General features: G+C 56.5%; 19 protein-coding genes. 7 read left to right on the top strand and 12 right to left on the bottom strand.

Translation table 11 applies throughout. The features are described from left to right. Positions 1–6: 6 nt before the first annotated feature. Positions 7–795, top strand: a complete 789-nt coding sequence (gene ssuC, locus HF650_RS08645) for an aliphatic sulfonate ABC transporter permease SsuC (RefSeq protein ID WP_187802637.1) — start codon at positions 7–9, stop codon at positions 793–795. Continuing rightward, a complete protein-coding gene (gene ssuB, locus HF650_RS08640) occupies positions 792–1,568 on the top strand; it encodes an aliphatic sulfonates ABC transporter ATP-binding protein (RefSeq protein WP_187801994.1) in 777 nt (258 codons plus the stop codon). The genes ssuC and ssuB overlap by 4 nt, the downstream gene beginning before the upstream one ends. Positions 1,569–1,807: 239 nt before the next feature. Here the strand turns inward: ssuB and pepN are convergent, their stop codons facing one another. Continuing rightward, entirely contained in the window at positions 1,808–4,420 is a 2,613-nt protein-coding gene (gene pepN / locus HF650_RS08635; protein ID WP_187801993.1) for an aminopeptidase N, read from the bottom strand. Between the two features lie 263 nt (positions 4,421–4,683). On the opposite strand from pepN, the gene pncB reads away from it, so the two are divergent. From pncB to HF650_RS08615, 4 genes are all read left to right on the top strand, one after another. Beyond that, positions 4,684–5,886, top strand: coding sequence for a nicotinate phosphoribosyltransferase (gene pncB, locus HF650_RS08630; protein WP_187801992.1), 1,203 nt, complete (start codon positions 4,684–4,686; stop codon positions 5,884–5,886). 159 nt (positions 5,887–6,045) lie between these two features. After that, the gene (gene asnS / locus HF650_RS08625) at positions 6,046–7,446 is read left to right on the top strand and encodes an asparagine--tRNA ligase (protein ID WP_023481622.1); all 1,401 of its coding nucleotides are present in this window, start codon (positions 6,046–6,048) and stop codon (positions 7,444–7,446) included. 605 nt (positions 7,447–8,051) lie between these two features. Next, positions 8,052–9,161, top strand: coding sequence for a porin OmpF (gene ompF / locus HF650_RS08620; protein WP_275944610.1), 1,110 nt, complete (start codon positions 8,052–8,054; stop codon positions 9,159–9,161). Between the two features lie 186 nt (positions 9,162–9,347). Further along, positions 9,348–10,538 (top strand): amino acid aminotransferase, encoded by a 1,191-nt coding sequence (locus HF650_RS08615; protein WP_187801991.1) that lies wholly within the window; start codon positions 9,348–9,350, stop codon positions 10,536–10,538. Positions 10,539–10,585: 47 nt separating this feature from the next. Here HF650_RS08615 and HF650_RS08610 read toward each other — a convergent pair whose 3' ends face one another. The 7 genes from HF650_RS08610 to cmoM form a co-directional block, all read right to left on the bottom strand. Next, on the bottom strand, positions 10,586–11,233 hold the full coding sequence (locus HF650_RS08610; protein ID WP_187801990.1) for an MBL fold metallo-hydrolase: 648 nt from the start codon (positions 11,231–11,233) through the stop codon (positions 10,586–10,588). Positions 11,234–11,259: 26 nt separating this feature from the next. Continuing rightward, the gene (locus tag HF650_RS08605) at positions 11,260–11,808 is read right to left on the bottom strand and encodes a YcbK family protein (protein ID WP_124968849.1); all 549 of its coding nucleotides are present in this window, start codon (positions 11,806–11,808) and stop codon (positions 11,260–11,262) included. Between the two features lie 188 nt (positions 11,809–11,996). Further along, positions 11,997–13,802 carry a L,D-transpeptidase gene (gene ldtD / locus HF650_RS08600; protein WP_187801989.1) on the bottom strand — a complete coding sequence of 602 codons (1,806 nt, stop codon included), beginning with the start codon at positions 13,800–13,802 and terminating at the stop codon, positions 11,997–11,999. 182 nt (positions 13,803–13,984) lie between these two features. After that, positions 13,985–18,433 carry a chromosome partition protein MukB gene (mukB, locus tag HF650_RS08595; RefSeq protein WP_187801988.1) on the bottom strand — a complete coding sequence of 1,483 codons (4,449 nt, stop codon included), beginning with the start codon at positions 18,431–18,433 and terminating at the stop codon, positions 13,985–13,987. Beyond that, positions 18,433–19,137: a chromosome partition protein MukE gene (mukE, locus tag HF650_RS08590; RefSeq protein WP_023481680.1), complete on the bottom strand. Its 705-nt coding sequence runs from the start codon at positions 19,135–19,137 to the stop codon at positions 18,433–18,435. Before mukE ends, mukB begins: the two co-directional genes overlap by 1 nt. Then, positions 19,118–20,440 carry a chromosome partition protein MukF gene (gene mukF / locus HF650_RS08585; RefSeq protein ID WP_187801987.1) on the bottom strand — a complete coding sequence of 441 codons (1,323 nt, stop codon included), beginning with the start codon at positions 20,438–20,440 and terminating at the stop codon, positions 19,118–19,120. The genes mukE and mukF overlap by 20 nt, the downstream gene beginning before the upstream one ends. Continuing rightward, positions 20,433–21,227: a tRNA uridine 5-oxyacetic acid(34) methyltransferase CmoM gene (gene cmoM, locus HF650_RS08580; protein WP_187801986.1), complete on the bottom strand. Its 795-nt coding sequence runs from the start codon at positions 21,225–21,227 to the stop codon at positions 20,433–20,435. The genes mukF and cmoM overlap by 8 nt, the downstream gene beginning before the upstream one ends. Before the next feature lie 118 nt (positions 21,228–21,345). On the opposite strand from cmoM, the gene elyC reads away from it, so the two are divergent. Continuing rightward, positions 21,346–22,125 (top strand): envelope biogenesis factor ElyC, encoded by a 780-nt coding sequence (gene elyC / locus HF650_RS08575; RefSeq protein WP_187801985.1) that lies wholly within the window; start codon positions 21,346–21,348, stop codon positions 22,123–22,125. Here the strand turns inward: elyC and HF650_RS08570 are convergent. The 4 genes from HF650_RS08570 to HF650_RS08555 all read right to left on the bottom strand — a co-directional run bounded on the left by HF650_RS08570 (position 22,102) and on the right by HF650_RS08555 (position 25,340). Continuing rightward, positions 22,102–22,995: a YcbJ family phosphotransferase gene (locus tag HF650_RS08570; protein ID WP_187801984.1), complete on the bottom strand. Its 894-nt coding sequence runs from the start codon at positions 22,993–22,995 to the stop codon at positions 22,102–22,104. The genes elyC and HF650_RS08570 overlap by 24 nt on opposite strands. Before the next feature lie 133 nt (positions 22,996–23,128). Continuing rightward, positions 23,129–23,878, bottom strand: a complete 750-nt coding sequence (kdsB, locus tag HF650_RS08565; protein WP_187801983.1) for a 3-deoxy-manno-octulosonate cytidylyltransferase — start codon at positions 23,876–23,878, stop codon at positions 23,129–23,131. Beyond that, a complete protein-coding gene (locus HF650_RS08560; protein WP_124968863.1) occupies positions 23,875–24,057 on the bottom strand; it encodes a Trm112 family protein in 183 nt (60 codons plus the stop codon). Before HF650_RS08560 ends, kdsB begins: the two co-directional genes overlap by 4 nt. Positions 24,058–24,107: 50 nt before the next feature. Further along, positions 24,108–25,340, bottom strand: a complete 1,233-nt coding sequence (locus tag HF650_RS08555; protein ID WP_187801982.1) for a winged helix-turn-helix domain-containing protein — start codon at positions 25,338–25,340, stop codon at positions 24,108–24,110. Positions 25,341–25,343 lie beyond the last annotated feature (3 nt).

The raw sequence follows: 25,343 nt of genomic DNA, 5'->3' as shown, positions 1-25,343 counted from the left end.
GTCGTGATGGCGAAAGAGAATAAGTGGTTACTGCGCCTGGCCCCCTGGCTGCTGCCAGCGCTGATTGTCGCGGTCTGGCAGCTTGCCTCGACCTTCGGCTGGCTCTCGAGCCGCATCTTTCCCTCGCCGGAAGGGGTAGCAGAAGCGTTCTGGACGCTGAGCGCCAGCGGGGAGCTGTGGCAGCATCTGGCGATCAGCGCCTGGCGCGCGGCGATTGGTTTCTCCATCGGCGGCAGCATTGGCCTGACGCTTGGGCTAATCAGCGGCCTCTCACGTTGGGGGGAGCGTCTGCTGGATACCTCGATTCAGATGCTGCGCAACGTGCCGCATCTGGCGCTGATCCCGCTGGTGATCTTATGGTTTGGTATTGATGAGACGGCAAAGATCTTTCTCGTCGCGCTCGGGACGCTGTTTCCGATCTATATCAACACCTGGCACGGGATCCGCAATATCGACCGCGGGCTGGTGGAGATGGCACGCAGCTATGGCCTCTCCGGCTTTGCGCTCTTTGCCCACGTGATCCTGCCCGGTGCCCTGCCGTCGATAATGGTTGGCGTGCGCTTTGCACTCGGCCTGATGTGGCTGACGCTGATTGTTGCCGAAACCATCTCGGCGAATGCCGGTATCGGTTATCTGGCGATGAACGCGCGCGAATTCCTGCAAACCGATGTGGTGGTGGTCGCCATCATTCTCTACGCCCTGCTCGGCAAATTGGCCGATATCAGCGCACTGGCGCTGGAGCGGCTCTGGCTGCGCTGGCACCCCGCATACCATACGAAGGAGGCGACAGCATGAATACCGCCCGACTGAATCAAGGCATCCCACTGCTGTTAAATAGCGTCAGCAAACGTTATGGCAGCAACACGGTGTTAAATGGACTCGATCTGCATATTGCCGCCGGGCAGTTTATTGCGGTGGTGGGCCGCAGCGGCGGCGGGAAAAGCACCCTGCTGCGCATGTTAGCCGGGCTGGAGACGCCAAACGGCGGTGAGTTGCTGGCAGGCACAACGCCGCTTGCCAGCATTCAACACGATACGCGCATGATGTTTCAGGACTCACGGCTGCTGCCGTGGAAATCGGTAATTGATAATGTCGGTCTCGGGCTAAAAGGCCACTGGCGCGAGGCAGCGGAAGCCGCGTTACGCTCAGTCGGGCTGGAGCAGCGCGCGGCAGAGTGGCCAGCGGCGCTCTCGGGCGGGCAAAAGCAGCGTGTTGCGCTGGCGCGCGCGCTGGTGCATAACCCGGGTTTGCTGCTGCTTGATGAACCCTTAGGGGCGCTGGATGCCCTCACCCGGCTGGAGATGCAGGCGTTGATCACACAGTTGTGGCAAGAGCAGGGCTTTACGGTGGTGTTGGTGACGCATGATGTCAGTGAAGCGGTGGCGATGGCAGATCGCGTGTTGCTGATTGAGGAGGGGAAAATTGGCCTTGATGTGAGTGTCGATTTGCCACGCCCGCGCCGCCTCGGATCGGTCAGGCTCGCCGAGCTCGAAGAGCAGGTGTTGAACCGCGTAATGCAGCGTGGCGAGTCCGAAAACAGCGTTGTACCCCGAACCCGCCACGCGTGATTTTATGTGTATTGCGTTAATGCATGTCAGACCGTAGGCCCGATAGCGCAGCGCCATCCGGCACCACTGCCGGATGGCGGCTGACGCCTTATCCGGCCTACAATCAAACCCATGTACTCTGATGCCGCACCGGAATCGTAGCCCGATAAGCGCAGCGCCATCGGGCGCCACTGCCGGATGGCGGATAACGCCTTATCCGGCCTACAAAGTGCGCAGGTCGGATAAGGTGCTCCGCTCAATTACGCCAGCGCTTTGCTGACCTTCTCGTAGAGATCGCCGGAGAGATTCGGCAGCGCTTTCAGCTGTTCAAGCGCTTTACGCATCAACGCCTGACGACCCTCATCGTAACGCTTAAAGCGGATCAGCGGCTCAATCAGACGCGACGCAACCTGCGGGTTGCGGCTGTTAAGCTCCGTCAGCATTTCGGCCAGGAAGCGGTATCCGCTGCCATCTTCGGCGTGGAACGCTGCCGGGTTGCTGCTGGCAAATGCGCCAATCAGCGAGCGGATACGGTTCGGGTTGCTGAGGGTGAAAGAGCGGTGTTGCAGCAAACCGCGCACCGTCTCCAGCGCGTTCGCCGCCGGGCTGGTGGCCTGCAGAATAAACCACTTATCCATCACCAGGCCGTCCTGATGCCACTTATCATCATACGCCTGCATCAGCGCATCGCGGCCCGGCAACTGGGCGGCAACCGCCGCTGCCAGCGCGGCCAGCGCATCGGTCATATTATCCGCCTCGTGATACTGCTGGCTGACCAGTTTGTCTGCCAGCTGCGCATCGCCAAAAGCAAGATAACGCAGGCAGGTGTTGCGCAGGGAGCGCTTACCAATATCCGCATGTTCCACGCGATAGCTGTCGAGTTTTTGAGCGTTGTAGACCGCGAGGAATTCATCAGCCAGCTCGGTGGCCAACGTGCGGGTCAGGGCTTCACGAACAGCAGCGATCGCCACCGGATCGATGATGTCGAACAACTCGGCAATCTCATTGACCGACGGCAGGGTCAGGATCTCGGCGGCGAGGGCTGGATCGATCTGCGCATCAAGCAGGATCGCGCGGAACGCGTCGGCAACATGCAGTGGTAGCGAGAGCGCCAGCCCCTGCTGATGACGCGCGACGTTCAACTTAATATGCGTCGCCAGCAGGCTTTGCGCCGCATCCCAGCGCGCGAAGTCGTTCTTCGCATGACGCATCAGAAAGGTCAGTTGCTGATCGCTCCACTTATACTCCAGCTTCACCGGCGCCGAGAAATCACGCAGCAGCGACGGAACAGGCTGGAAGTAGACGTTATCAAACACAAAGGTCTGCTCCGCCTGAGTCACGTTCAGCACGTTGTGTACCGGGTGCCCCTCTTTCTGCAGCGGGATCACCTTCCCTTCGTTATCGTAAAGCTCAATATCAAACGGAATATGCAGCGGCAGCTTCTCCTGCTGCTCCGCCGTGGGCGGTGTACGCTGGCTGATGGTCAGCGTGTACTGCTCCGTATTCGGATTGTAATCATCCTGTACCGAGACAATCGGCGTACCGGCCTGGCTGTACCAGCGGCGGAAATGGGAGAGATCGATATTGGACGCATCTTCCATCGCCTGCACAAAATCATCGCAGGTCGCTGCGCTGCCGTCATGGCGCTCAAAATAGAGCTGCATCCCTTTCTGGAAATTCTCTTCCCCCAGCAGGGTGTGCAGCATACGGATCACCTCCGCCCCTTTTTCGTACACCGTCAGGGTGTAGAAGTTATTCATCTCAATAACTTTTTCCGGGCGAATCGGGTGCGCCATCGGGCTGGCGTCTTCGGCGAATTGCATGCCGCGCATGGTGCGCACATTATTAATGCGGTTAACGGCGCGGGAGCCGAGATCGGAGCTGAACTCCTGATCGCGGAAGACCGTTAGCCCCTCTTTCAGGCTCAGCTGGAACCAGTCACGGCAGGTGACGCGGTTACCGGTCCAGTTATGGAAATATTCATGACCAATCACGCGCTCAATATCGAGATAGTCTTTATCGGTCGCGGTATCGGTGCGGGCGAGAACATACTTGGAGTTGAAGATGTTCAACCCTTTGTTCTCCATCGCGCCCATATTGAAGAAGTCGACGGCGACGATCATATAGATGTCGAGATCGTACTCCAGGCCGAAACGCTGCTCATCCCACTTTATTGAGTTTTTCAGCGAGGTCATCGCCCACGGCGCGCGATCGAGGTTTCCGCGATCGACATAGAGCTCCAGCGCCACTTCACGACCGGAACGGGTAGTAAAGGTATCGCGCAGTACATCGAAATCACCGGCCACCAGCGCAAAGAGATAGCAAGGTTTCGGGAAGGGATCCTGCCACTGCACCCAATGACGGCCATTTTCCAGCTCGCCCTGATCGACACGGTTGCCGTTAGAGAGCAGGAATGGGTAGCGGGTTTTATCGGCAATCAGTTTGGTGGTAAAGCGCGCCAGCACGTCCGGGCGATCGAGGTACCAGGTGATATGACGGAACCCTTCCGCTTCACACTGGGTACAGAGCGCTTCACCGGATTGATAGAGCCCTTCGAGCGCGGTGTTCGCCGCCGGGCTGATCTCATTAACGATGCGTAAGGTAAAACGATCCGGCAGACCGTCGATCACCAGCTGACCGCCCTCTTTTTTATAGTTCGTCCAGGGTTGGTCGTTAATATGCAGGGAGATCAGGGTCAGATCGCCGCCATCCAGGCGCAGCGGCGCAGCAGATACGCTTTGGCGTGACACGTTGCTCAGCGCAGTGACGACGGTTTTTGCGGCGTCAAGGTCGAAGGTCAAGTCAATATCACTAATCAGGTAGTCCGGCGCACGGTAGTCGTGGCGGTATTTGGCTTGTGGCTGTTGTGTCATAAAAAACCTTTAGCATCTTCTGTTGGTTACGGTTCCAGTCTATTCCGGTTGCTAGAAACGCGCCACGCAGAATGTTTATCTTTTCAGAGGGAAAAGCTCTGTCTGCTACATTTTTATAACAGTGGGCACGAAAAGCCATCGACCCTTTTTCGACGATATGGTGTGATGGGGTTCACTAAATGAGTAAACAAGGTATACTCCAGCGACTTACTTGCTTTGTTTAATCTACTAAACGCTCCTGTAAGAGGATGCAACTGCGCGCCATGACTCAACTCGCTTTTTCTGGTCTGCAAACGCTGCTGGATACCGATGCCTACAAACTGCACATGCAGCAAGCGGTGTTCCATCACTACTATGATGTGCATGTCTCAGCGGAATTTCGCTGTCGCGGCGACGATCTGCTGGGCATTTATGCCGACGCGATCCGCGAGCAGGTTGATGCGATGCGCCATCTGCGCTTGCAGGATGACGAATTCCTCTGGCTCTCCGGCCTGCCCTTCTTCAAACCTGACTATCTCGCCTGGCTGCGTAACTTCCGTTACGATCCACAGCAGGTCACCATCAGCAACGACAATGGCAAGCTCTCGATTCGCCTCGCCGGCCCGTGGCGCGAGGTAATTATGTGGGAAGTGCCGCTGCTGGCGCTGATCAGCGAAGTGGTACACCGCTGCCGTTCGCCTGAAGCGGGTGTACAGCAGGCCCTGCTACATCTTGAGAGTAAACTGGAAGATTTCGCTGCGCGCACCGCCTCGCTGGATATGTCCGGTTTCCGGTTGATGGACTTCGGCACGCGCCGCCGCTTCTCTGCCGACGTCCAGCAAGCGATTGTTGAGCGGCTAAAACAGGAGCCGTGGTTCGTTGGCACCAGCAATTACGATCTCGCCCGCCGCCTGTCGCTGACGCCGATGGGTACGCAGGCCCATGAGTGGTTCCAGGCGCATCAGCAGATTAGCCCCGATCTGGCGACCAGTCAGCGTGCCGCCCTGGCTGCCTGGCTTGCTGAATACCCGGATAAACTTGGCATCGCCCTGACGGATTGCATCACCATGGATGCTTTCCTGCGCGATTTCGGACCGGAGTTCGCGACGCGCTACCAGGGGCTTCGTCATGATTCCGGCGATCCCGTTGAGTGGGGCGAGAAAGCGATCGCGCATTATGAAAAGCTCGGAATCGACCCGCTGTCAAAAACGCTGGTTTTCTCCGATAACCTCGATCTCAATAAGGCACTGGATCTCTACCGCCATTTCGCCTCCCGTATCCAGCTTGGCTTCGGTATAGGCACAAGGCTTACCTGCGATATTCCGGACGTTAAGCCGCTCAATATCGTAATTAAGCTGGTGGAGTGTAACGGTAAACCGGTGGCGAAATTATCCGATAGCCCCGGAAAAACGATTTGTCACGACAAGGCGTTTGTCCGTGCGTTGCGCGAGGCCTTCGACCTGCCGCAGGTGCGCAAGGCGAGTTAATCATCAGGGAGCCAGCCGGCTCCCTTTTTTCATGACAAATTATTAATGCTGCCTGCGAATTCTGCTTGTCTGATGGCGCTCGCCAGGTAACATAGGTGATCCTGCCCATTTCGGGTGGACAAGTGTTTATTTTTTCCGACTATTAATAGAGAGAATATTATGAGCGTTGTGCCTGTAGCCGACGTATTCCATGGTCGCGTTGCCGTTGACAGTGAAGTGACGGTTCGCGGATGGGTGCGCACCCGCCGAGATTCTAAAGCTGGTATCTCCTTCCTCGCCGTTTATGACGGCTCCTGCTTTAATCCTGTACAGGCCGTTATTAATAATTCTCTGCCCAATTACAATGATGACGTTTTGCACCTGACTACCGGTTGCTCGGTGGTGGTCACCGGCAAAGTTGTGGCCTCGCCGGGAGAAGGTCAGAGCCTGGAGATTCAGGCAACTTCCGTAGAAGTGACCGGCTGGGTTGAAGATCCGGACACCTACCCGATGGCGGCAAAACGCCACAGCATCGAATATCTGCGTGAAGTGGCGCACCTGCGCCCGCGCACCAACTTGATCGGTGCCGTGGCGCGCGTTCGTCATACGCTGGCGCAGGCGCTGCACCGCTTCTTCGACGAGCAGGGCTTCTTCTGGGTTTCTTCTCCGCTGATCACCGCCTCCGATACCGAAGGCGCTGGCGAAATGTTCCGCGTCTCGACGCTGGATATGGAAAACCTGCCGCGTAATGCCGAAGGCAAAGTGGATTACGACAAAGACTTCTTTGGCAAAGAGGCCTTCCTGACGGTTTCTGGTCAGCTGAACGCAGAGACCTATGCCTGCGCGCTCTCTAAAGTCTATACCTTTGGCCCGACTTTCCGCGCCGAAAACTCCAACACCAGCCGCCACCTGGCGGAGTTCTGGATGCTGGAGCCAGAAATCGCCTTCGCGAACCTCGACGATAACGCCCGTCTGGCTGAAGCGATGCTGAAGTATGCCTTTAAAGCGGTGCTGGAAGAGCGCCTGGACGATCTGCAGTTCTTCGCCGAGCGCGTGGATAAAGATGCAATCGGTCGTCTGGAGCGCTTTATCGCGGCTGACTTCGCGCAGGTCGATTACACCGATGCGGTAGCCATCCTTGAGAAGTGCGGTGAGAAGTTCGAAAACCCGGTTTACTGGGGTGTCGATCTCGCCTCAGAACACGAACGCTATCTGGCTGAGAAGCACTTCAAAGCGCCGGTTGTTGTTAAAAACTACCCGAAAGAGATTAAAGCGTTCTATATGCGCCTTAATGATGACGGTAAGACCGTGGCGGCGATGGACGTGCTGGCACCGGGTATCGGCGAAATCATCGGTGGCTCGCAGCGTGAAGAGCGCCTCGACGTGCTGGACGCGCGTATGGCTGAAATGGGGCTCAATAAAGAGGACTACTGGTGGTATCGCGATCTGCGCCGCTACGGCACCGTACCGCATGCCGGTTTTGGTCTCGGCTTTGAGCGTCTGATCGCCTACGTCACTGGCGTACAGAACGTGCGCGACGTGATCCCATTCCCGCGTACGCCGCGCAACGCGACCTTCTGATTTAAAGAATGTCAAACAAGGCCAGCACATTTGCTGGCCTTTTTATTCTCTGCTGTCAACTTTTGTTAACAAGCTCACATTTTTTCTCGCCTGTAAAAACGCCCTTTCTACATTTCTTTGCTTTTTTTTACGCTTGAATTGCTTCGCAACAAAAATCACTCACGTGAATATTTCAAAGTGTTTCATTCGGATGATTAGCACATTTGGTTAAAATAAGCACAGCTATCTGGACGTCTAAAAGCAAATATAAGAAAAAGCTTTAACTGCTCCTTTTGTGCATAAGCCAGGCCTTTATCTCAATTAAACATAAGTAATTCATATAAATAGGAATGAAGGCGCTTATTTTTTCAGCGGCAGGTGCGGAAGTTAGAGATGGTTCACAAAGTTCCGTCAAATACACAAAATATTACACATTATTTCTTCTTGTTACTTCTTTAAGACATTTGTAGCACTTTCAGGCTAGCGAAACGTTTACTTGTTTGGAAAGATGCCTCTCAGACACAGAAAGACACCAAACTCTCATCTGTAGTTCCGTAAATTTTTTTTGACGGATTTACACGGCGGCAGTGGCAGGTGTCCAAAAAAACCAATGAGGGTAATAAATAATGATGAAGCGCAATATCCTGGCAGTGGTTATCCCTGCCCTGCTCGTAGCGGGCGCAGCTAACGCTGCTGAGATCTATAACAAAGATGGCAACAAAGTTGATATCTACGGTAAAGCGGTCGGTCTGCACTACTTCACCAAAGATAATGGCGCTAATGGTTACGGTGGCAACGGCGACAAAACTTACGCTCGTCTGGGCTTCAAAGGCGAAACTAAAATTAACGACCAGCTGACTGGTTACGGTCAGTGGGAATATAACTTCCAGGGTAACAACTCTGAAAGCGGCACCGATGCTCAGAGGGGTAACAAAACCCGTCTGGCCTTCGCTGGCCTGAAATTTGGTGATGCAGGTTCTTTCGACTACGGTCGTAACTACGGTCTGGTATACGATGCAATCGGCGTAACCGATATGCTGCCAGAATTCGGTGGCGACACTGGCAACAGCGATAACTTCTTCTCTGGTCGTACTGGCGGTCTGGCGACTTACCGTAACAGCAACTTCTTCGGCCTGGTTGATGGTCTGAACTTTGGCGTACAGTACCTGGGCAAAAACGAACGTTCTGATATCGGATATGCTAATGGCGACGGCTGGGCAACCTCTCTGAGCTACGACTTCGACGGCTTCGGCATTGTCGGTGCGTATGGCGCAGCAGACCGCACTAATGCTCAGCAAACTTCTACCACCTACGGTACATCAGGTAAGAAAGCTGAGCAGTGGGCGACTGGTCTTAAATACGACGCGAACAATATCTACCTGGCTGCACTCTATGGCGAAACCCGCAACGCACAGCGCCTGACTACTACTCTCCCGGGCGCTACTGATGAAGTTACCGGTCTGCTGAACAAAACTCAGGACTTCTCCGTTGTTGCACAGTACCAGTTCGATTTCGGTCTGCGCCCGTCCATCGCTTACTACAAATCTAAAGCGAAAGACGTTGCAGGCGTAGGTAGCGAAGATTACATCAACTACATCGAAGTTGGCGCGACATACTACTTCAACAAAAACATGTCCACCTATGTTGACTACGCTATCAACCAGATTGATAAAGACAACAAACTGGGCGTAGGTTCTGACGACACCGTAGCTGTTGGTATCGTTTACCAGTTCTAATCAGTCACCCTCGACTGTTATAGGCATTTAAAACAGGGCTTCGGCCCTGTTTTTTTATGCCTGCGGCAAAAAGCGCGACGACTTTTGAAAAGCGTCGCGCTTTTTATTGCAAACGGTTGGCAATTCCCCTGCCAGCCGTTAACCTGATAACGGAATTCCCTTCTGTCATCAAAATGGAACCTCGTCATGTTTGAGAATATTACCGCTGCCCCTGCCGACCCAATTCTGGGCCTGGCCGATCTGTTTCGCGCCGATGAACGCCCGCACAAAATTAACTTAGGCATCGGTGTCTATAAAGATGAAACCGGTAAGACGCCGGTGCTGACCAGCGTGAAGAAAGCAGAGCTCTATCTGCTGGAAAACGAAGCTACAAAAAATTACCTCGGCATCGACGGCATTCCAGAATTTGGCCGCTGCACCCAGGAGTTACTCTTCGGCAAAGGCAGCGCCATTATCAATGACAAACGCGCACGGACGGCACAAACCCCAGGCGGCACCGGCGGTCTGCGCGTTGCCGCAGATTTCCTCGCCAAAAACACCAGCGTAAAACGCGTCTGGGTCAGTAACCCGAGCTGGCCGAACCACAAAGGCGTGTTTAACTCTGCCGGCCTGGAAGTGTGCGAATACGCTTACTACGATGCACAGAACCATACCCTCGATTTTGATGGCCTGCTGGCCAGCCTCGAGCAGGCACAGGCGGGTGACGTCGTGTTGTTCCACGGCTGCTGTCACAATCCGACCGGTATCGATCCAACGCTGGAGCAGTGGGAGACGCTGGCGAAGCTTTCTGTAGAAAAGGGTTGGTTGCCGCTGTTCGATTTTGCCTATCAGGGCTTTGCTCGCGGTCTTGAAGAGGATGCTGAGGGGCTGCGTGCCTTCGCTGCGCTGCATAAGGAGCTACTGGTCGCCAGCTCCTACTCGAAAAACTTCGGCCTCTACAACGAGCGTGTAGGTGCCTGTACGCTGGTTTGCGCCGATGCAGATGCCGCCGATCGCGCATTCAGCCAGATGAAATCCGTGATCCGTGCGAACTACTCCAACCCGCCAGCCCACGGCGCGTCGGTAGTTGCCACCATCCTCAGCAACACCGCACTGCGCGCCATCTGGGAGCAGGAGCTGACGGACATGCGCCAGCGCATCCAGCGTATGCGTCTGCTGTTTGTGAATACACTGCAGGAGAAAGGTGCGAACCGCGACTTCAGCTTTATCACCCGACAGAATGGTATGTTCTCATTTAGCGGCCTGACCAAAGAGCAGGTGCTGCGCCTGCGTGAAGAGTTCGGCATCTACGCCGTCGCTTCCGGGCGCATCAACGTGGCTGGTATGACCCCGGACAATATGGCCCCGCTGTGCGAGGCGATTGTCGCCGTCCTGTAAGCAGGCACAGGAAAGTAAAAAGGGTCGCTTGCGCGACCCTTTTTTGTTTACCACACCGGTTGTTCATCCTGCAGGAACGGATTGTGCAACCGCTCATTCCCCAATGTCGAGAGTGGCCCGTGACCCGGAATAAAAGTCACGTCATCACCAAGCGGCAACAGCTTATGCTTGATGGAGTGAATCAGTTGCGCGTGATCCCCTTTCGGGAAATCGCTGCGTCCTACGCCGCCTTTAAAGACCACGTCGCCAGAGATGAGCAAACGTGACTGCGCGTCAAAAAAGACGATATGCCCCGGTGTATGTCCCGGACAGTGCAGCACCTGCAGGCTGATATTGCCCACGGCTACGCTGTCGCCTTCATTCAACCAACGATCGGGCGTCAGCGGCTGGCAATCTTCGAGGCCAAACATGCGGCTCTGCGCCGGTAATCCCTGTAGCCAGAACTCATCCTCTTTTTCCGGGCCGATGATCGGCACACCATAATGCTGTGCCAGTTCCGCCGCTGCACCAACATGATCAAGATGACCATGCGTGAGCAGGATTTGCGTCACCGTCACATCACACGCATCCACTTCCTGAATAATGCGCTCTGCGTCTCCGCCGGGATCGACCACGGCAGCGAGTTGAGTCTGCTCACACCAGATTAGCGAACAATTCTGGGAGAACGCGGTAACCGGAATAATACGATAGTTCATACTGCTCCTGTAGCTCAGACTGAGTTTTACCAGTGCCTTACCGGCCCGGTGTCAATATGCACAAAATTGCTTTTGGGGTAGTATCCTACACCACCCGCGCGCAGAGATAACGCAGCTTTGCGAATATTACTCAGGGAAATCCCTTCAATATGGAAATCCATCGCCTGGCCTTTGGTGTGATAGCTTTTTTTCGCTACACCGCGGCTATGAGCACGTAGCTCATTGTTGGTATCAACAGAGCGATAACCGGAGATGAGTTGGACAGGTTTATTAGTGCCTAATAAGCCTTGCAGGCGGAACAGGTGATCAAAGAGCTGAGGATCCATGCGCGTTATTTTATTTGCGCGGTAATCACGGAAGAAATGGTTGAGTTTTGCTAATTCATCCTGAATATAGCCTCTACCATCAAAGAACTCAGCTTTAATAGACTCCCCGGTATTAAGATTATTAAGTCTTAAAATACGCGGGCGCGGCGTGGAGAGCGTAGCAAAAGCGGGGGTGGGCAGCAGAGCAACACCGAGTGTGGCTCCACCCAACGCCAGCAATTTGCGGCGATTAGCGTCAAATTTATCCATGATAATCAGATCTACAGAAAAAGTGCATTGAACGATTTTTATGCACTGCTTTAGCGCACGAGAGGCACCTTACCGGGCATCAAACGCCGCGTCAAGGCGGCCTCTCCCCAGCAATCCCGGGCTCTGTAGCCTGAACCACCCGGGAATTGCCTGTCACTATGACAACGGAAAATCGCAAACTGCTTCATTTACCTGATTAATTTTTCAGCTTTCGCCAGAACAAGCGCACCGCTGCGCGCTGTCAGATCATAATTGTAAATATCTGTGCGATATTGCGTGCGCCCATCCGCGCCAACAAACGCGGTCAAATAGTACAGATTGACTGGAATATTTTGGCGAATATTAACGTAGCGCGTATCGCCCTGCTTTAACGCATCCGAAATACGCGTATCGCTCCAGCCCGCATCCTGCAACAGCATATTGGCAAGTTCAGAGGATTTATTTACCCTCACGCAGCCGGAGCTGAGCGCACGCGCCTGTTTCTGGAACAGAGCGTGATTCGGCGTGTCATGCAGATAAATCGCGTCAGAGCTCGGCATATTAAACTTATAGCGGCCCAGCGAGTTAGTCACGCCAGGCGCCTGCTGGAAGCGGAAAGGCAAGTTGGAAGGCGTAATGGTTGCCCAGTCGACCATCGTCGGATCGATCGGTTCTTTGCTGTTCCAGCCACGCAGTACAGTGTAGCCATGGCGCTCAAGGTAAGTGGGATCGTTCCACAGCTTCGGCAGGATATCTTTGCGCGCAAGCGTCGGCGGGACGTTCCACGGCGGGTTAACCACAACGTTGTTAAGCGCGCTGCTCATCATTGGCGTCTTGCGATCCGGACGGCCAACAATCACTCTCGACGACAGCACTTCATTACCGTTGAGATAGTAGACCAGCGAGTACTCCGGAATGTTGACCATAATGCCGGTCGAGAGCGTGGAGGGCAGCAAGCGCAGACGCTGAATATTGAGCGCCAGCAGGCCAGCGCGCTGCGCAGGCGTGACGTTCAACCAGTCACGCGTGCTTTTACCAATCACGCCATCAGCATGTAAACCCTGCCAGGCCTGAAAACGTTTTACCGCTTCAACCAGCGTGCGGTCATAGGCCTCACGCGCGGCGGGCTTCTTCTTCGGCGCAGGCTCAGCCGACGGGCTGACTGCGGCATTACCCTCCGGCAGCGCAATTTCCGCGCCACTCTCCAGCATGCCGTTGCGCTGCAAAATCTCACGCAGCGCCGGAACGTCATTGCTCCACTGCCCCGGGCGCAACGACGCTGTACCGGTCATCTCCGGCCACGGGCGCGAATCCGCCACCAGCGTCAGCAGGGATTGATGCATCGCCGCGTATTGCGGGTGATGCGGTGCAAGTGTGGCAATGAAAGCCGGCAGAGAGCCGTTATCAAGCGCGGATTGCCACTGGTTGATGACTGAAATTGCGGGCGTGGCGAGTGCATAGGGCTTATCGCTGTAGAGCCAGCGCTGACCTTTCGCCTGGATACCGGCGACAAACTGCAGGTAGCCCATCATCGCATCAGAGAGTACGACATCCCGCGCCATACCGGTCACATCCGGGTTGGTCAGCAGTTCGACCCAGGTAGTGAATTGCGGTTGAAAGCCGCCAATAGCCACTTCCGCCAGCTGCTGCTGGAAAGCCTGAACCGCTTCGCGGTTCTCCCACATCGGCTTCTGTCCGCGGGCAGCATAGAGCGCCGCGAGCTGATCTAGATAAACCGGCGTCCAGTTTGCGGGCAGCTGAGATTGCAGCTGTGTCCGCACATCAGCAACCGACACACCGTTTGGATAGGGTTGCACACCGATCATCATCGCTGTCGCCGGAGATTGCTCCAGCGGCTGCGGTAATAGCGTCGGCTGGTCGCCCGGCGTCGCCGAGTTATCAACCGGTACCACTTCAGGCTCATCGGCCTGCGCATTAAACAGCGGAGCGAGTGCGAATGCCAGGCACAAACTCAACGCCGACATTCGACGACCATACGACTTTAAAAGCAACATCCCTGCCCCCTGTTCTCTCACCTTGCATGTGACTGAATGTCACCTTTTTCTCAGTATATAAAGACAAAAAAACATTTGCCTGCCCTACTGTAAAGAAGTTTAAAGATTAAACGCCGACTGGCAATCTTTTTCAGAAAACAAAAAGAGCGGCACTGAGGCCGCTCTTTATTAGTGTGCTGCGATTACGAGACGTCTGCCGTGCCGGGGAGCGTTTCCGGGATTTGCGGGGCAAAGCCACGCAGGCCAACGACATGCACATGCTCCTGATTCTGCACCACTTTACGCACCAGCTTGTAGGTAGTGCCTTTTTCAGGGCTGATGTTCTCCGGTGCGGCGATAATCAGCTGCATCTCCAGACGCTCGCAGAGCTCAAACAATGTGGCGATAGAGCGGGCATCCAGACGCGCCGCTTCATCAAGGAACAGCAGACGACACGGCGAGATATCTTTGCCGCGCAGGCGGCGGGCTTCATCTTCCCAGCTCTGCACCACCATCACCAGAATCGACATCCCGGTACCGATCGCTTCCCCGGTCGACAGCGCGCCCGACTCGGCGCGCAGCCAGCCGTCGGAGCCGCGGTTAACTTCCACTTCCATCTCCAGATAGTTGCGGTAGTCGAGCAGCTCTTCGCCAATGGTCTGCGGCGTGCGCTGCCCCATATCGATTTGCGGGTTAAGGCGCTGATAGAGCTTCGCCAGCGCTTCCGAGAAGGTCAGACGACTGCTGTTAAACAGATCCTGGTGCTGCTCATGCTGCTCTGAAAGCACATTCAGCAGCGTGGCATGGGTTTCCCGCACGTTCACGTTTAAGCGCACACTGTTGACCTGGCCGAACGAGACGCTCTGCAAGCCCTGGTTGAGCATGCGGATACGGTTCTGCTCGCGCTGAATGGTTTTGCGAATTATATTCGCCACGCTGCGGGAGCTAATCGCCAGCTTCTGCTCGCGGGAGGTGAGCTCTTCCGTCAGGCGGCTCAGCTCAATCTCCATCTGCTCAATCGCTTCCACCGGATCGTCGGTGCGAATAATATCCTGGCGGATACGTTCGCGCAGATGCTGGTAGACCGCGACAAAGAACTGGATTTTGCGCTCCGGCCGTTTCGGATCTTCCGACATGCGCAGCACATCGCGCAGGTGTTCATTATCCGCCACCGCCAAGCGCAGCGCGCCAAGGGCTTTATCCGACATGGAGCGCAGCTCATCGGCAGAGAGGTAAGCCAGCTCGCGGCGGTGGAGACGACGCTCAACGCCGTTATCTTTCACCATGCGCATCACCGCGCACCAGCCCGCTTTGGCACTCACTACCTGCTCGCGCATCTCGTGATAATCGCGCTCCAGACGGCGTAACTTGCGCGTCAGGTTATCCATCTCGGCTTCACAGAAGGTGAGCGCTTTTTCCAGCTGATTGCGGCGCGAGCGGTTGCCGGAGAGCTGGGCATGCAGTTCGTCACGACGCTGACGCGCCCGCTCCTCTGCCCCGCTGTCGGCGCGCACGCCGATATCCTGCAGCTCTTTTTGCAGGTCGTTAAGCAGCTCTTTTTTGGTATCAAACGAACTCTTCAGCGAGGCGAGGACCTGGTTGTATTGGCTGTACTGCGCGGCATGGCTGCGCATCGCTTCGCGCGCGCGGGTACGCTCCGCTTCAGCCTGCTCCAGGCGCTGACGCAGCTTCTCGTTGAGATCATTATTGCCGTTAAACATCTCGGCAGAGTCGGAGTAGCTGAAGTGCGCCCTGCGTTGAACCACTTCCGCCAGCGCAAAGGCCTGCTGGCGCGCATCACGCTGCACCTGCTGCGAAGCAGCGTAGTCGGCTTTAAGCTGTTCAAACTGCTCGGGGTCGCTCTGCAAGACGGAAACCATCGGCTCGAGCTTCGCCAGTTGGTTGCCGAACTGCTGAATAAAGCGCGCGGCTTCCTGCGCTTCATCGAGGCGCTCCTGGATCTCATCGACGCGATCGGCGAGAGTCTCATCCGCCAGCAGGCTCAGGCGCGGCAGCAGGCGGTTAAGCTGGGCGACGCCCTCTTTCGCCTGCTCAAACTGAACGCGATTCTGCTGGTTATCATTTTCATGATTGCTGATGGCACGCTCGAGCTCGCCACGGCGGCTGTTGAGGGTGCGAATTTCCGCTTCCGGATCGTCCTCAAACGCTACGCCAATATGGCTACCGATAAATCGGCTGAAGGCCTGGTGCAGACGCTGGGTTTTCTGTACGTCAAACGACAGCGTGGCGAAGCGTTCCGCCAGCGTTTCCCGCTCGGCGTGCAGACTTTCAATCCGGCTTTCACGCGCGGCGCGGCCAAAGATCGGCAGCGTCGGGAAACGGGAGTAGCGCCACTGGCGATCGGCGATTTTCACCACCACCGCTTTTTCCAGCTCATCCACGCTGAAGACGCTGTCATCGAAGGATTGGGGATCCCCTTCGATCAAGTAGAGATCTTCCGGGCAATCCTCAAGCCCTTCGAGCATCCCCGCAACCAACGAGAGATCCGGCACCACGATAGCGTGACGCGATGGGCCATACAGCGCCGAGTAGTAAGGAGCATCTTCGAGGCTGACATCATCATAAATTTCCGAGAGCAGGACGCCGCCAAAACGTTCCGCCAGCGCATTGAGGCGCTGATCCTCCGCACCGCCCGGCTGGCTTAAACGCTCGATCTCATCATCGACCGCACGCTTACGCGCGCCAATCTCATCGCGCTCAACGATGGCTTCGCGCTCGCGCTCGAGCAGCTGTTGCAGATATTCCGTGACATCCTGGCTCGATTCGAACTGCTCGCCGCTCTGTTCACACAGCTGCGACAGGCTGTTCTGCGCCGCCAGCCAAACCGGCGCGCGTTTGGTAAGGGTCTGAATGCGCGACTGCAGCTGCTCCAGCTCCTGGCGCAGCGCCATACGCTGCTCGCTTGCGGCGGAGACATGGTCAGAGAGTGCGGCAATCTGCGCTTCCAGCTGCTGATGCAGCGCTTCCAGCTCATCTACATCAATCTGTTTGCCCTGACGTTTGCAAAACTCCGCCAGCAGGCGCTCGGCGTCCTGCTGCTCGCGCAGGCGCTGCTCCAGCTCTGACAGGCGCATCCGCAGGGGCTGAACCTGCTCCGCCAGGTGGCGTTGATTGACCGCATCGCGCAGCAACTCACGCGCCACGCTCCAGGCTTCATTACGCGCCAGCGGGCCGTTAATCGCTGCCACCAGCTGATACGCCTGTTCAAACTGGCTGTGCGCCGTTTGTGCGACGCTGATTTTTTGATCAAGCGACAGCAGTTTCTCGGTTGCTTCCTGCTCTTTGGCCTGGAAGGTCTCGAGCCACTCATCGGCACTCTCGATGGTCAGATCCGGCAGATGGCAGAGCGTTTTCGCGCGTTCCAGCGCCTGCAGGGCCTGGTTATACTGAATCGCACGGGTTTGCTGAACGTCCAGCGCCTGCTGGTAATCCGCGAGCTGGTTTTTCAGCTCATCCACTTCCAGCTCGGCCGCTTCGGCACGCGCTTCGTTATCTTCCTGGCGCTCGGCGGCTTCCGCCACCACTTCCTGCTGCTCTTCGAGGCGGATCTGCAACTCTTCCAGATCGGCTTCATAGCGCTCAATTTTCTCCTGCTGACGCAGCGCGGTCTGCACGAGGTTCAGGTGATCGCTGGCGGCCTGGTAATCGGCTTCCAGATCCCCTTCTGCACCGCTATGTTCCGCCAGCTCGCGCGCCATATCGACATGCTTATACTGCTCGGCGGCCAGTTGCTTGCGCGAGGTAAAGAGATCGCGGCGATACTCCAGCGCTTTGTCCAGATGCACTCGACGCTCGTTGGCGTGGCGCATATAGTCCGCCGCCACATAATCAGTGGCTTCGCTGATCAGGTGTTTAAAGAGATCGCGGTCGGACTGGGTAACGCGGATCGCCTCCAGCGTCATGCGGTTTTCGCGCAGCGCCGCTTCCATATCCTGGAACGCTTTACGCACACCGCTGTTTTCCGGCAGCAGGTAGTCGCGCAGAGAGCGCGTAATCGCGCTGGAGATCCCGCCGTAGAGCGAGGCTTCAATCAGGCGGTAGAACTTGCTGCGATCGGAAGCGGAGCGCAGACGACGCGCGACGATCCCCAGATCGAACATCAGCGAATGGTAATCGGTGATGGAGTTGAACTGCTTAAACTGCACCCCTTCCATCGCATCGAGCTTATCTTTCACTTCCTGCAGCGTCAGGACACGCGCCTGACGCTCATTGAGGGTTTCCGTCAGCAGCTGTGTTGGCAGCATAGCGGTGGGTAAGCCCTGAATCGCGAAGGGTTTGATATCCACTTTGCGATCGCGACCGGCGACCTGCTGCAAACGCACGCCAACCAGCACGCGCTGGTTGCGGGAGTTGAGCACATCCAGCACCGAATAGCAGACGCCGGCTTTCAGTTTGCCATGCAGACCCTTATCGCGTGAGCCGGATGTCGCACCCGCTTCGGTGGTGTTACGGAAGTGCAGCAGCGTCAAATCCGGGATCAGCGCTGTGACAAACGCCGCCATGGTGGTCGATTTTCCGGCACCGTTACCGCCTGACAGGGTGGTGACCAGCTCGTCGAGATCAAAGGTGCGGGCAAAAAAGCCGTTCCAGTTAATCAGCGTAAGCGAACGAAATTTACCGCGATCAATCATTACTCATCCTCCGAGCTGTCCGGCTGGTTCTCTTCTGGCTCATCATTGAGCTGCAGGTGATTTTCCACAGGCATCGCTTCCCCGTCGCGGATCATGCGCAGCTGCGCTTCACGTGCATCGTCACCCGAACGCACATCGGCTCCGAAGCGGAACACCGATTCGGTGATGCGGAACTTGCTGCTGTCATTACCCATAAACCAGATCATGCCAAGACGGCGCAGACGGTTAAGAGAGGAGCGCACCTTTTCCTGCAGCTTCTGACGGTCGAGATCGGAGCCGGTTGAGCGGTTATTCACCAGCTTCAGCAGCTTGTTTTCATCCGCCAGCGACAGCAGCTCGTCATAAAGCTCCTGCTGGGTAAAAATCCCCTCGTTAGCCAGACGCTCCGGGCTGAGATAGAGATAGCAAAGAATTTTGCCGACCATCATATCCAGCTCAGAGAGCACCGAGCGCGGGATGAGGGTGGTGGAGCGCGGGCGCAGATAGAAGAAACCTTCCGGCGCGCGAATCAGCTCCACGTTATAACGGGCGTAAAACTCCTCGAGATACTCCTGGAAATCCATCAAAAAGGCGTGATTATCCAGCTCGTCGAGGCCAATATGCCGCCCTGAGCGCAGTGCGCTATCCAGCGCCGGAAACAGCGGATTTGCCAACGCTTGTGCCAGTTTAACCGGCATCACTTGTTCAATATTTGTCGATGACATGCGCCTGTACCTTGGCTCCGTAATCATTAATCGGCTGCCATTTCGGCGGCAGGCCGGTGAAATCTGCTTGCGCTACGCCGAGACGTACCGCCTGATCAACTACGATGCGCGCGATGTCAAAGTGACGCGCGCGCGGGTATTGCGCCAGATACTCGCGGGCCACAAGGCCGAGATCGAGCGGCACACCTTTGGTTTTATAGATAGCCAGCTGCTGTTCAATCAGCGCTGCGAGCTGTTCGCGGATTTCGTTAAACTCTTCGAACTCCATCTCCGTCGGCAGCTCACCGGTCACCTCTTCGTCACGCAGCGCCATCTCTTCATCGCGCATATCCAGCAAGCGGTCGGCGCTGGCGTGGGTCAACGTCCACGGTGCGTCGAAATAGGTCTGCACAGACTGGCGTAAACGCTGGGCAAAGACGCGGTTTTTATCCATATCGATCGCCGTACGGATAAATTTATGCACGTGGCGGTCGTAACCGATCCAGAGATCGATGGACTGCTGCCCCCAACTGACAATACGGTCGAGCTTGCTTTGTAGGTTGAAGACCAGCTGATCGAGAAACTCAAGATCGTCGCGTCCCATGGTCGCTTCCTGGATGCTCAGCAAATTGGTCTGCAACTTATCACCCGCCGCCTCAAGCGTATCCTGCAGTTCGCGCAGGGTACCGGAGGTTTCAGAGAGCAGTAGCTCACAGCTGGAGATAGCGGCGCGCCAATCCTTGTTCAGCAGCTGGGCAATATCATCTTTTACCTGCTGCTGCTGCTCATCCATGATGCGCTGGGTGAGATCGATGCTGTCGAAAATCTCTGCAACAGAGTATTTCAGCGGCGCAAAGACGTTCCGGTGCCAGTGAAACTCATCCCCGCCCTCTTCTGCCGCATCGGCAGCGCGCTTCAACTCGGCCGCCACAATAGAGAGCTGCATCGAGAGGCGCAGCGTAGAGAATTCGCGCTGGCGAATATAGTAATCGGTAATACCGATGCCCAGCGGCGTCAGGCGGTAGATGGCGTTGCCCTCTGCCTGCTCGCTGGTAAAGCGGTTCAACAAACGCTGACGCACCATATCGTTAATTGCGTTGTTAGCACGCTGGTTAACGGTTTCGCTGGTTTGCTCAAACGCTTCACTCACATGACGAAAGGCGTCAACCAGCTCGCCTTCACTCATTTCGCCATCAAGACGCTCGCCGTTAAGGGTGGCGACAGCCAGCAAAAAAGAGAGCCTGTCGACCGGTAGCGAGATGGAGAAATCATTTTTCCTGGCCCAGGCAACCAGTTCGGGGACTGTCTGGGAAAATTCACTCATCGTTTGTCCTTCCATCGATTTGCGGCTTACGGGCTGTCACGTGGATATAACGGCCGAGGCTAATATAGGGTTCCTGCCGGCAGTAGCGGGTTTCCAGCTCCAGTAGCATTTCGAAACTGCGCTGCTGTTGAGTCTTGTCGCGCAGGTAGTCATGGAAGACACGCACACCGGTTCTGCCGGTGATGTGCCAGCCAATCTGCTCAAGCCAGCGGTAAACCTCGGCGGGCGTACGCGGGTAATCCGGGGAGAGCGTACGCTTCTTCCGCTTCGGCATGCCCACCTGCACATAGTCAAAGTTCCCTGCCACCATGTTATGCATCAGCAGGCCATCAGCATTGTAAAACATCAGCGACAGCGCGCCGCCCGACCTTAATACCGTCCACAATGTTTGCAGCACGGCGACGGGATCGGCGACCCATTCAAGAACCGCATGGAACAATATCAGATCAACCGGCGATGCCAAATGCTGAGCGATATCCTGAACCGGGCAGTGTACAAAATGCATGTTACCGCTGACGCCTTTCTCTTCTGCCGCGGCCTGCGCACGTTTGAGCATCTCTTGCGACACATCGCAGAGGGTCACATGATGGCCAAGCTGCGCCATACGGATCGCCGTTTGCCCCTCGCCGCCGCCCGCGTCAAGCACGTGCAGCGGACCGTCATTCATTTCTGCCAGTAATATATCAAGATCCTGCCACAGGATCGCCTGACGCAGCAGACCTTTTGTCGTGCCGTAAATGTTGCGCGAGAACTTCTCGGCGATATCGTCGAAATTGCGATCCTGCATGGCCGCCCTACGCTCCTGGCAAAAGCGCTATTTTGTCACAGCCGTGCCGATAATGAACCTATCTGGTGTAAGATCCGCGGAAATCGCCTGCTGTATGCTCAAAAAGGAGACGGATACAGTGCTTTTCACACTGAAAAAAATCGTTGGTGGCCTGCTGCTGCCGTTACCGCTTTTACTTTTGATTATCGGGGCTGGAATTGCGCTGGTCTGGTTTAGCCGCTGGCAGAAAACCGGCAAGGTATTCATCAGCGTCGGCTGGCTGTTATTGCTGCTTTTAAGCCTCCAGCCGGTGGCAGATCGCCTGTTGAAACCGATAGAGGAGAGCTACCCAACCTGGCGCGGTAGCGAGCGGGTGCAGTACATCGTGGTGCTGGGGGGTGGCTATACGTGGAATGAGGACTGGGCACCGAGTTCGAACCTGATCGGCAACAGCTTGCCACGGCTCAATGAAGGGATCCGCTTATGGCGCGCCAACCCCGGAGCCAAAATGATCTTTACCGGCGCCGCAGCCACCACCAATCCGGTCAGCACCGCGGAAGCGGGTGCCAGAGTTGCCGAGAGCCTTGGCGTACCGCGCAGCGACATCATCACGCTCGATCAGCCCAAGGATACCGAAGAGGAAGCGGCTGCAGTGAAGCAGGCGATTGGCAATGCACCTTTCCTGCTGGTGACCTCCGCGTCGCATATGCCGCGGGCAATGATCTTCTTCCAGCATGTCGGGTTAAAACCGCTGCCCGCGCCGGCTAATCAGCTAGCGATCGACTCGCCGCTTAATCCATGGGAGCGCGCAATCCCTTCCCCGGTGTGGCTGATGCACAGCGACCGCGTCGGTTACGAGACGCTGGGGCGCATCTGGCAGTGGCTAAAAGGGAGTTCAGGCCAGCCAGGGGAGCAGTGATTTTGAGGCCAGATCGAGATTGGCGCGGCTGAATCTTCCAGTATTCACCAGCTGCGCTACTTCATCCCACAGCAGATAGAGCCAGCGCCGCCAGATAAAGGACTCGGCCACCGGGGCGCGCTGTAAATAGTGCCACAGCAATCCTTCCGCCTGCGGGCCATCCACCAGGCGGAAGAGTTCATACTCTCGCGGTGCCCACAGCATAATGCCGGGGCCGACCATAGCCAGCAACTGGTCGCTGCGGGCATCTTTCAGCATGCTGCGCAGATTAAAACTGCCGTGCACTAGCACGCAATTGTCATTAAATCCTTCAAACAGGGTAGGCAGGCATTCGCGGGTGCGAAACAGCAGCCGCTTATCCTGCATCGTCAGGCCGGTGTTTTGATACTGGTTGAGAGTGGTCCAGAGCACTTCGACGCGCTGGCGGTACCAGGAGGGCCAGATATTCTCCTGGGTGCTGTCGACGGTGCCGACGCAACCATGGCTGTCCTGACGATGCCAGGCGAGCAGCCCCTCGACAATTTGATCTTTGAGTTGTTCCCAGCGCTCCGGGGTGCGGGCGGGCGCTTCCACCGGTACGCCGCGCAGACGTTCAATCAGCAACACGTCAGGGCCAGGATGCTCTTCATGGGTCATTACGCCATACACCACCGGCATGCGTACCGTACCACTGCGGGCGAGCATGGAGATTTTCCACGCCAGCTGTTGTGCCAGCCCCGGTGTGGTAAAGCTTCTTGCCATCAGCGGCATCGGGTTTCCCCGGCTGTCATACAGAGTCCAGAGCGCCGAATCAGGTTTTTCACTGACGCACTCCATGCGGCTTAATTTCTCTCCCAGCAGATGACTTAATTCGGCGCGAAGTTGTTCCATAGCAATGCCCCTACAAAAACGACTGCTTTTATAATGAGCGCCATACCGGAAGATGTCACCCCAATGAGATCAAATCAGGGTGATTATTTGGCAAGATAGAGCAAATCCCCTCTGGCCGGAGGGGATGAGAGGCTTAACGCATCGCCTGGCGAACGCGTTCGAGATCGTCTGGCGTATCGACACCGGTGCCGGGCACCACGCTTGCCACATCGACGTGGATCTTTTCGCCGTACCACAATACGCGCAGCTGCTCGAGCATCTCGATCTGCTCCAGCGGGCTGGTCTCCCAGCTGACATAGCGGCGGATAAAGCCGGCGCGATAGCCGTAAATACCGATATGGCGCAGGAAGCTGTCGCCGATGGTCTCACGCGAGGCGGCAAAACGGTCACGATCCCACGGAATGGTGGCGCGCGAGAAGTAGAGCGCATAGCCCTGCGCATCCATCACCACTTTCACCGCATTGGGGTTGAAGGCCTCTTCCGCACTCTCAATCGGCACGGCTAACGTTGCCATACCGACATCGCGGCGCGCCGCCAGATTGTCTGCAACCTGGCGAATGATCGCCGGCGGGATCATCGGCTCATCGCCCTGCACGTTAACGATCACCGTCTCATCGCTGAAACCACATTTTTCAACGACTTCAGCAAGACGCTCGGTGCCGGACTGGTGATCGGCGCGGGTCATGCACACTTCGCCGCCTACCGCCTGCACTGCGGCCATCACCTCTTGGTTATCGGTCGCTACGATAATGCGCTCTGCGCCAGATTCGCGGGCGCGCTCCAGCACATGTACCACCATCGGTTTACCGTTAATGTCGACCAGCGGCTTACCCGGCAGGCGCGTCGAGGCGTAGCGCGCGGGGATAATCACAACAAAGCTCATGGACGGCTCTCTTCTGGGGTTAAAGCGCGGGCTTCGTTTTCCAGCAGCACCGGAATGCCTTCGCGTACCGGGAATGCCAGGCTGTCGACTTTGCAGATCAGCTCCTGCTTATCCTGGGTGTAATTGAGCTTGCCGTTGCAGACCGGGCAGGCAACTATTTCGAGTAAACGGTGATCCATCTTTCCTCCTGAGAAACCGATGATGAGCAGATTGAACTTATCATAGGCAATTATGACGCCGCGTCTATCTCCAGACCGGCACGCGATGATGAAAACAGGCCATCGGGCAGACGTGAAAAAGTGATGCGCTGCGCACCCTGCCAGCGTGCAAAGTCGGTGATCGCACGCTGTAACCCTCTCTCCAGCTGAAGCGACGGCGTAACGCCCTCTTCAAGGAACAGCGCAATCACCTCCAGCACGCCGGTTTTGCGATGCATTTTCGCATCCATCCGTCCGACCAGCCTCCCCCGGTGCAGCAAAGGCAGAACAAAATAGCCATATTGCCGCTTTGGTGCCGGGGTATAACACTCCAGCCGGTAGCTGAAGCCGAATAATTGTTCCGCGCGCTTGCGATCCCAGACCACCGGATCGAACGGCGAGAGCACTGCGCTGTGGGTGGCGGTGAGTTTGTCCGCCTGCGCCTGCTCCAGCAGCGGCAGCAAAGAGGCGTGTAGCCATGCAGGGCCAAGCCCTTCGACATTAACCGGCAAAATGGTTTGCGCCTCTTGCATCTGCGCCAGCGCTTGTGCCAGCGCAGGGCGACGCAAACGATAGTAATCCGCCAGCCACTGCGCACGAAATAAGCCAAGGCTGCGGGCGCTCTTCTCCAGCATGATGGCTTCGGCCTGCTCCTGCGTGAGCAGATCGCGCACGTCGTCCCAGTGCGGCATCACGCGCTGCGTCAGATCATAGACGCGCTGGAAATTACGCCGCTCAATGACCATCACTTTTCCGGCGGTGAACAGCCCTTCAAGGTGGCGCTTATGGGGTTTCCACTCCCACCAGCCGCTGGTGCCTTTACGCGGATGTTCAAAATCAGCGGAGCGCACCGGGCCATGCGCTTCAATGTGTGCGATAAGCTGCTCGATTCCAGCCGCGTGCTCCTGCATCCACGCCTGGCGGTACTTCCACCCCATTTTGTCAGGTGCCAGCATGCGGTGACGGACAAGGGCAAAATCCTCGCGCGGCAGAAAGCAGGCCTCATGCGCCCAGTACTCCATCAGCTCACCCTTGCGCAGGGCATCATCCAACCAGTGCGGCTCAAAGGCGCCGATTCGGCTGAATAACACCAGGTAAGGGCTGCGGGCAACGATATTAATGGTATCGATCTGCAACAGCGACATGCGCCGGATAGTCGAGAGGATATCGTCCGGTTTCGCACGGCGGGAGGGTTTTCGCAGCAGGCCCTGTGCGGCGAGATGGAGATGGCGAGCAGCGGTGAGCGAAAGTTGCGGCACAGTCATAGG

Origin of the sequence: Kosakonia sp. SMBL-WEM22, from assembly GCF_014490785.1 — a bacterium.
Classification (GTDB): Bacteria; Pseudomonadota; Gammaproteobacteria; order Enterobacterales; family Enterobacteriaceae; genus Kosakonia.
This window is presented reverse-complemented; position numbering and strand designations above follow the sequence as displayed.

What these genes read in the sequence shown, in the direction of transcription:
- mukE (WP_023481680.1), bottom strand. Translation starts at nt 19,137, where the DNA reads ATGTCATCGACAAATATTGAACAAGTGATGCCGGTTAAACTGGCACAA.
- HF650_RS08560 (WP_124968863.1), bottom strand. Translation starts at nt 24,057, where the DNA reads ATGGATCACCGTTTACTCGAAATAGTTGCCTGCCCGGTCTGCAACGGC.
- pncB (WP_187801992.1), top strand. Translation starts at nt 4,684, where the DNA reads ATGACTCAACTCGCTTTTTCTGGTCTGCAAACGCTGCTGGATACCGAT.
- mukB (WP_187801988.1), bottom strand. Translation starts at nt 18,433, where the DNA reads ATGATTGATCGCGGTAAATTTCGTTCGCTTACGCTGATTAACTGGAAC.
- HF650_RS08570 (WP_187801984.1), bottom strand. Translation starts at nt 22,995, where the DNA reads ATGGAACAACTTCGCGCCGAATTAAGTCATCTGCTGGGAGAGAAATTA.
- ssuB (WP_187801994.1), top strand. Translation starts at nt 792, where the DNA reads ATGAATACCGCCCGACTGAATCAAGGCATCCCACTGCTGTTAAATAGC.
- kdsB (WP_187801983.1), bottom strand. Translation starts at nt 23,878, where the DNA reads ATGAGCTTTGTTGTGATTATCCCCGCGCGCTACGCCTCGACGCGCCTG.
- HF650_RS08555 (WP_187801982.1), bottom strand. Translation starts at nt 25,340, where the DNA reads ATGACTGTGCCGCAACTTTCGCTCACCGCTGCTCGCCATCTCCATCTC.
- HF650_RS08615 (WP_187801991.1), top strand. Translation starts at nt 9,348, where the DNA reads ATGTTTGAGAATATTACCGCTGCCCCTGCCGACCCAATTCTGGGCCTG.
- ompF (WP_275944610.1), top strand. Translation starts at nt 8,052, where the DNA reads ATGATGAAGCGCAATATCCTGGCAGTGGTTATCCCTGCCCTGCTCGTA.
- asnS (WP_023481622.1), top strand. Translation starts at nt 6,046, where the DNA reads ATGAGCGTTGTGCCTGTAGCCGACGTATTCCATGGTCGCGTTGCCGTT.
- pepN (WP_187801993.1), bottom strand. Translation starts at nt 4,420, where the DNA reads ATGACACAACAGCCACAAGCCAAATACCGCCACGACTACCGTGCGCCG.
- HF650_RS08610 (WP_187801990.1), bottom strand. Translation starts at nt 11,233, where the DNA reads ATGAACTATCGTATTATTCCGGTTACCGCGTTCTCCCAGAATTGTTCG.
- mukF (WP_187801987.1), bottom strand. Translation starts at nt 20,440, where the DNA reads ATGAGTGAATTTTCCCAGACAGTCCCCGAACTGGTTGCCTGGGCCAGG.
- ssuC (WP_187802637.1), top strand. Translation starts at nt 7, where the DNA reads ATGGCGAAAGAGAATAAGTGGTTACTGCGCCTGGCCCCCTGGCTGCTG.
- cmoM (WP_187801986.1), bottom strand. Translation starts at nt 21,227, where the DNA reads ATGCAGGATCGCAATTTCGACGATATCGCCGAGAAGTTCTCGCGCAAC.
- ldtD (WP_187801989.1), bottom strand. Translation starts at nt 13,802, where the DNA reads ATGTTGCTTTTAAAGTCGTATGGTCGTCGAATGTCGGCGTTGAGTTTG.
- HF650_RS08605 (WP_124968849.1), bottom strand. Translation starts at nt 11,808, where the DNA reads ATGGATAAATTTGACGCTAATCGCCGCAAATTGCTGGCGTTGGGTGGA.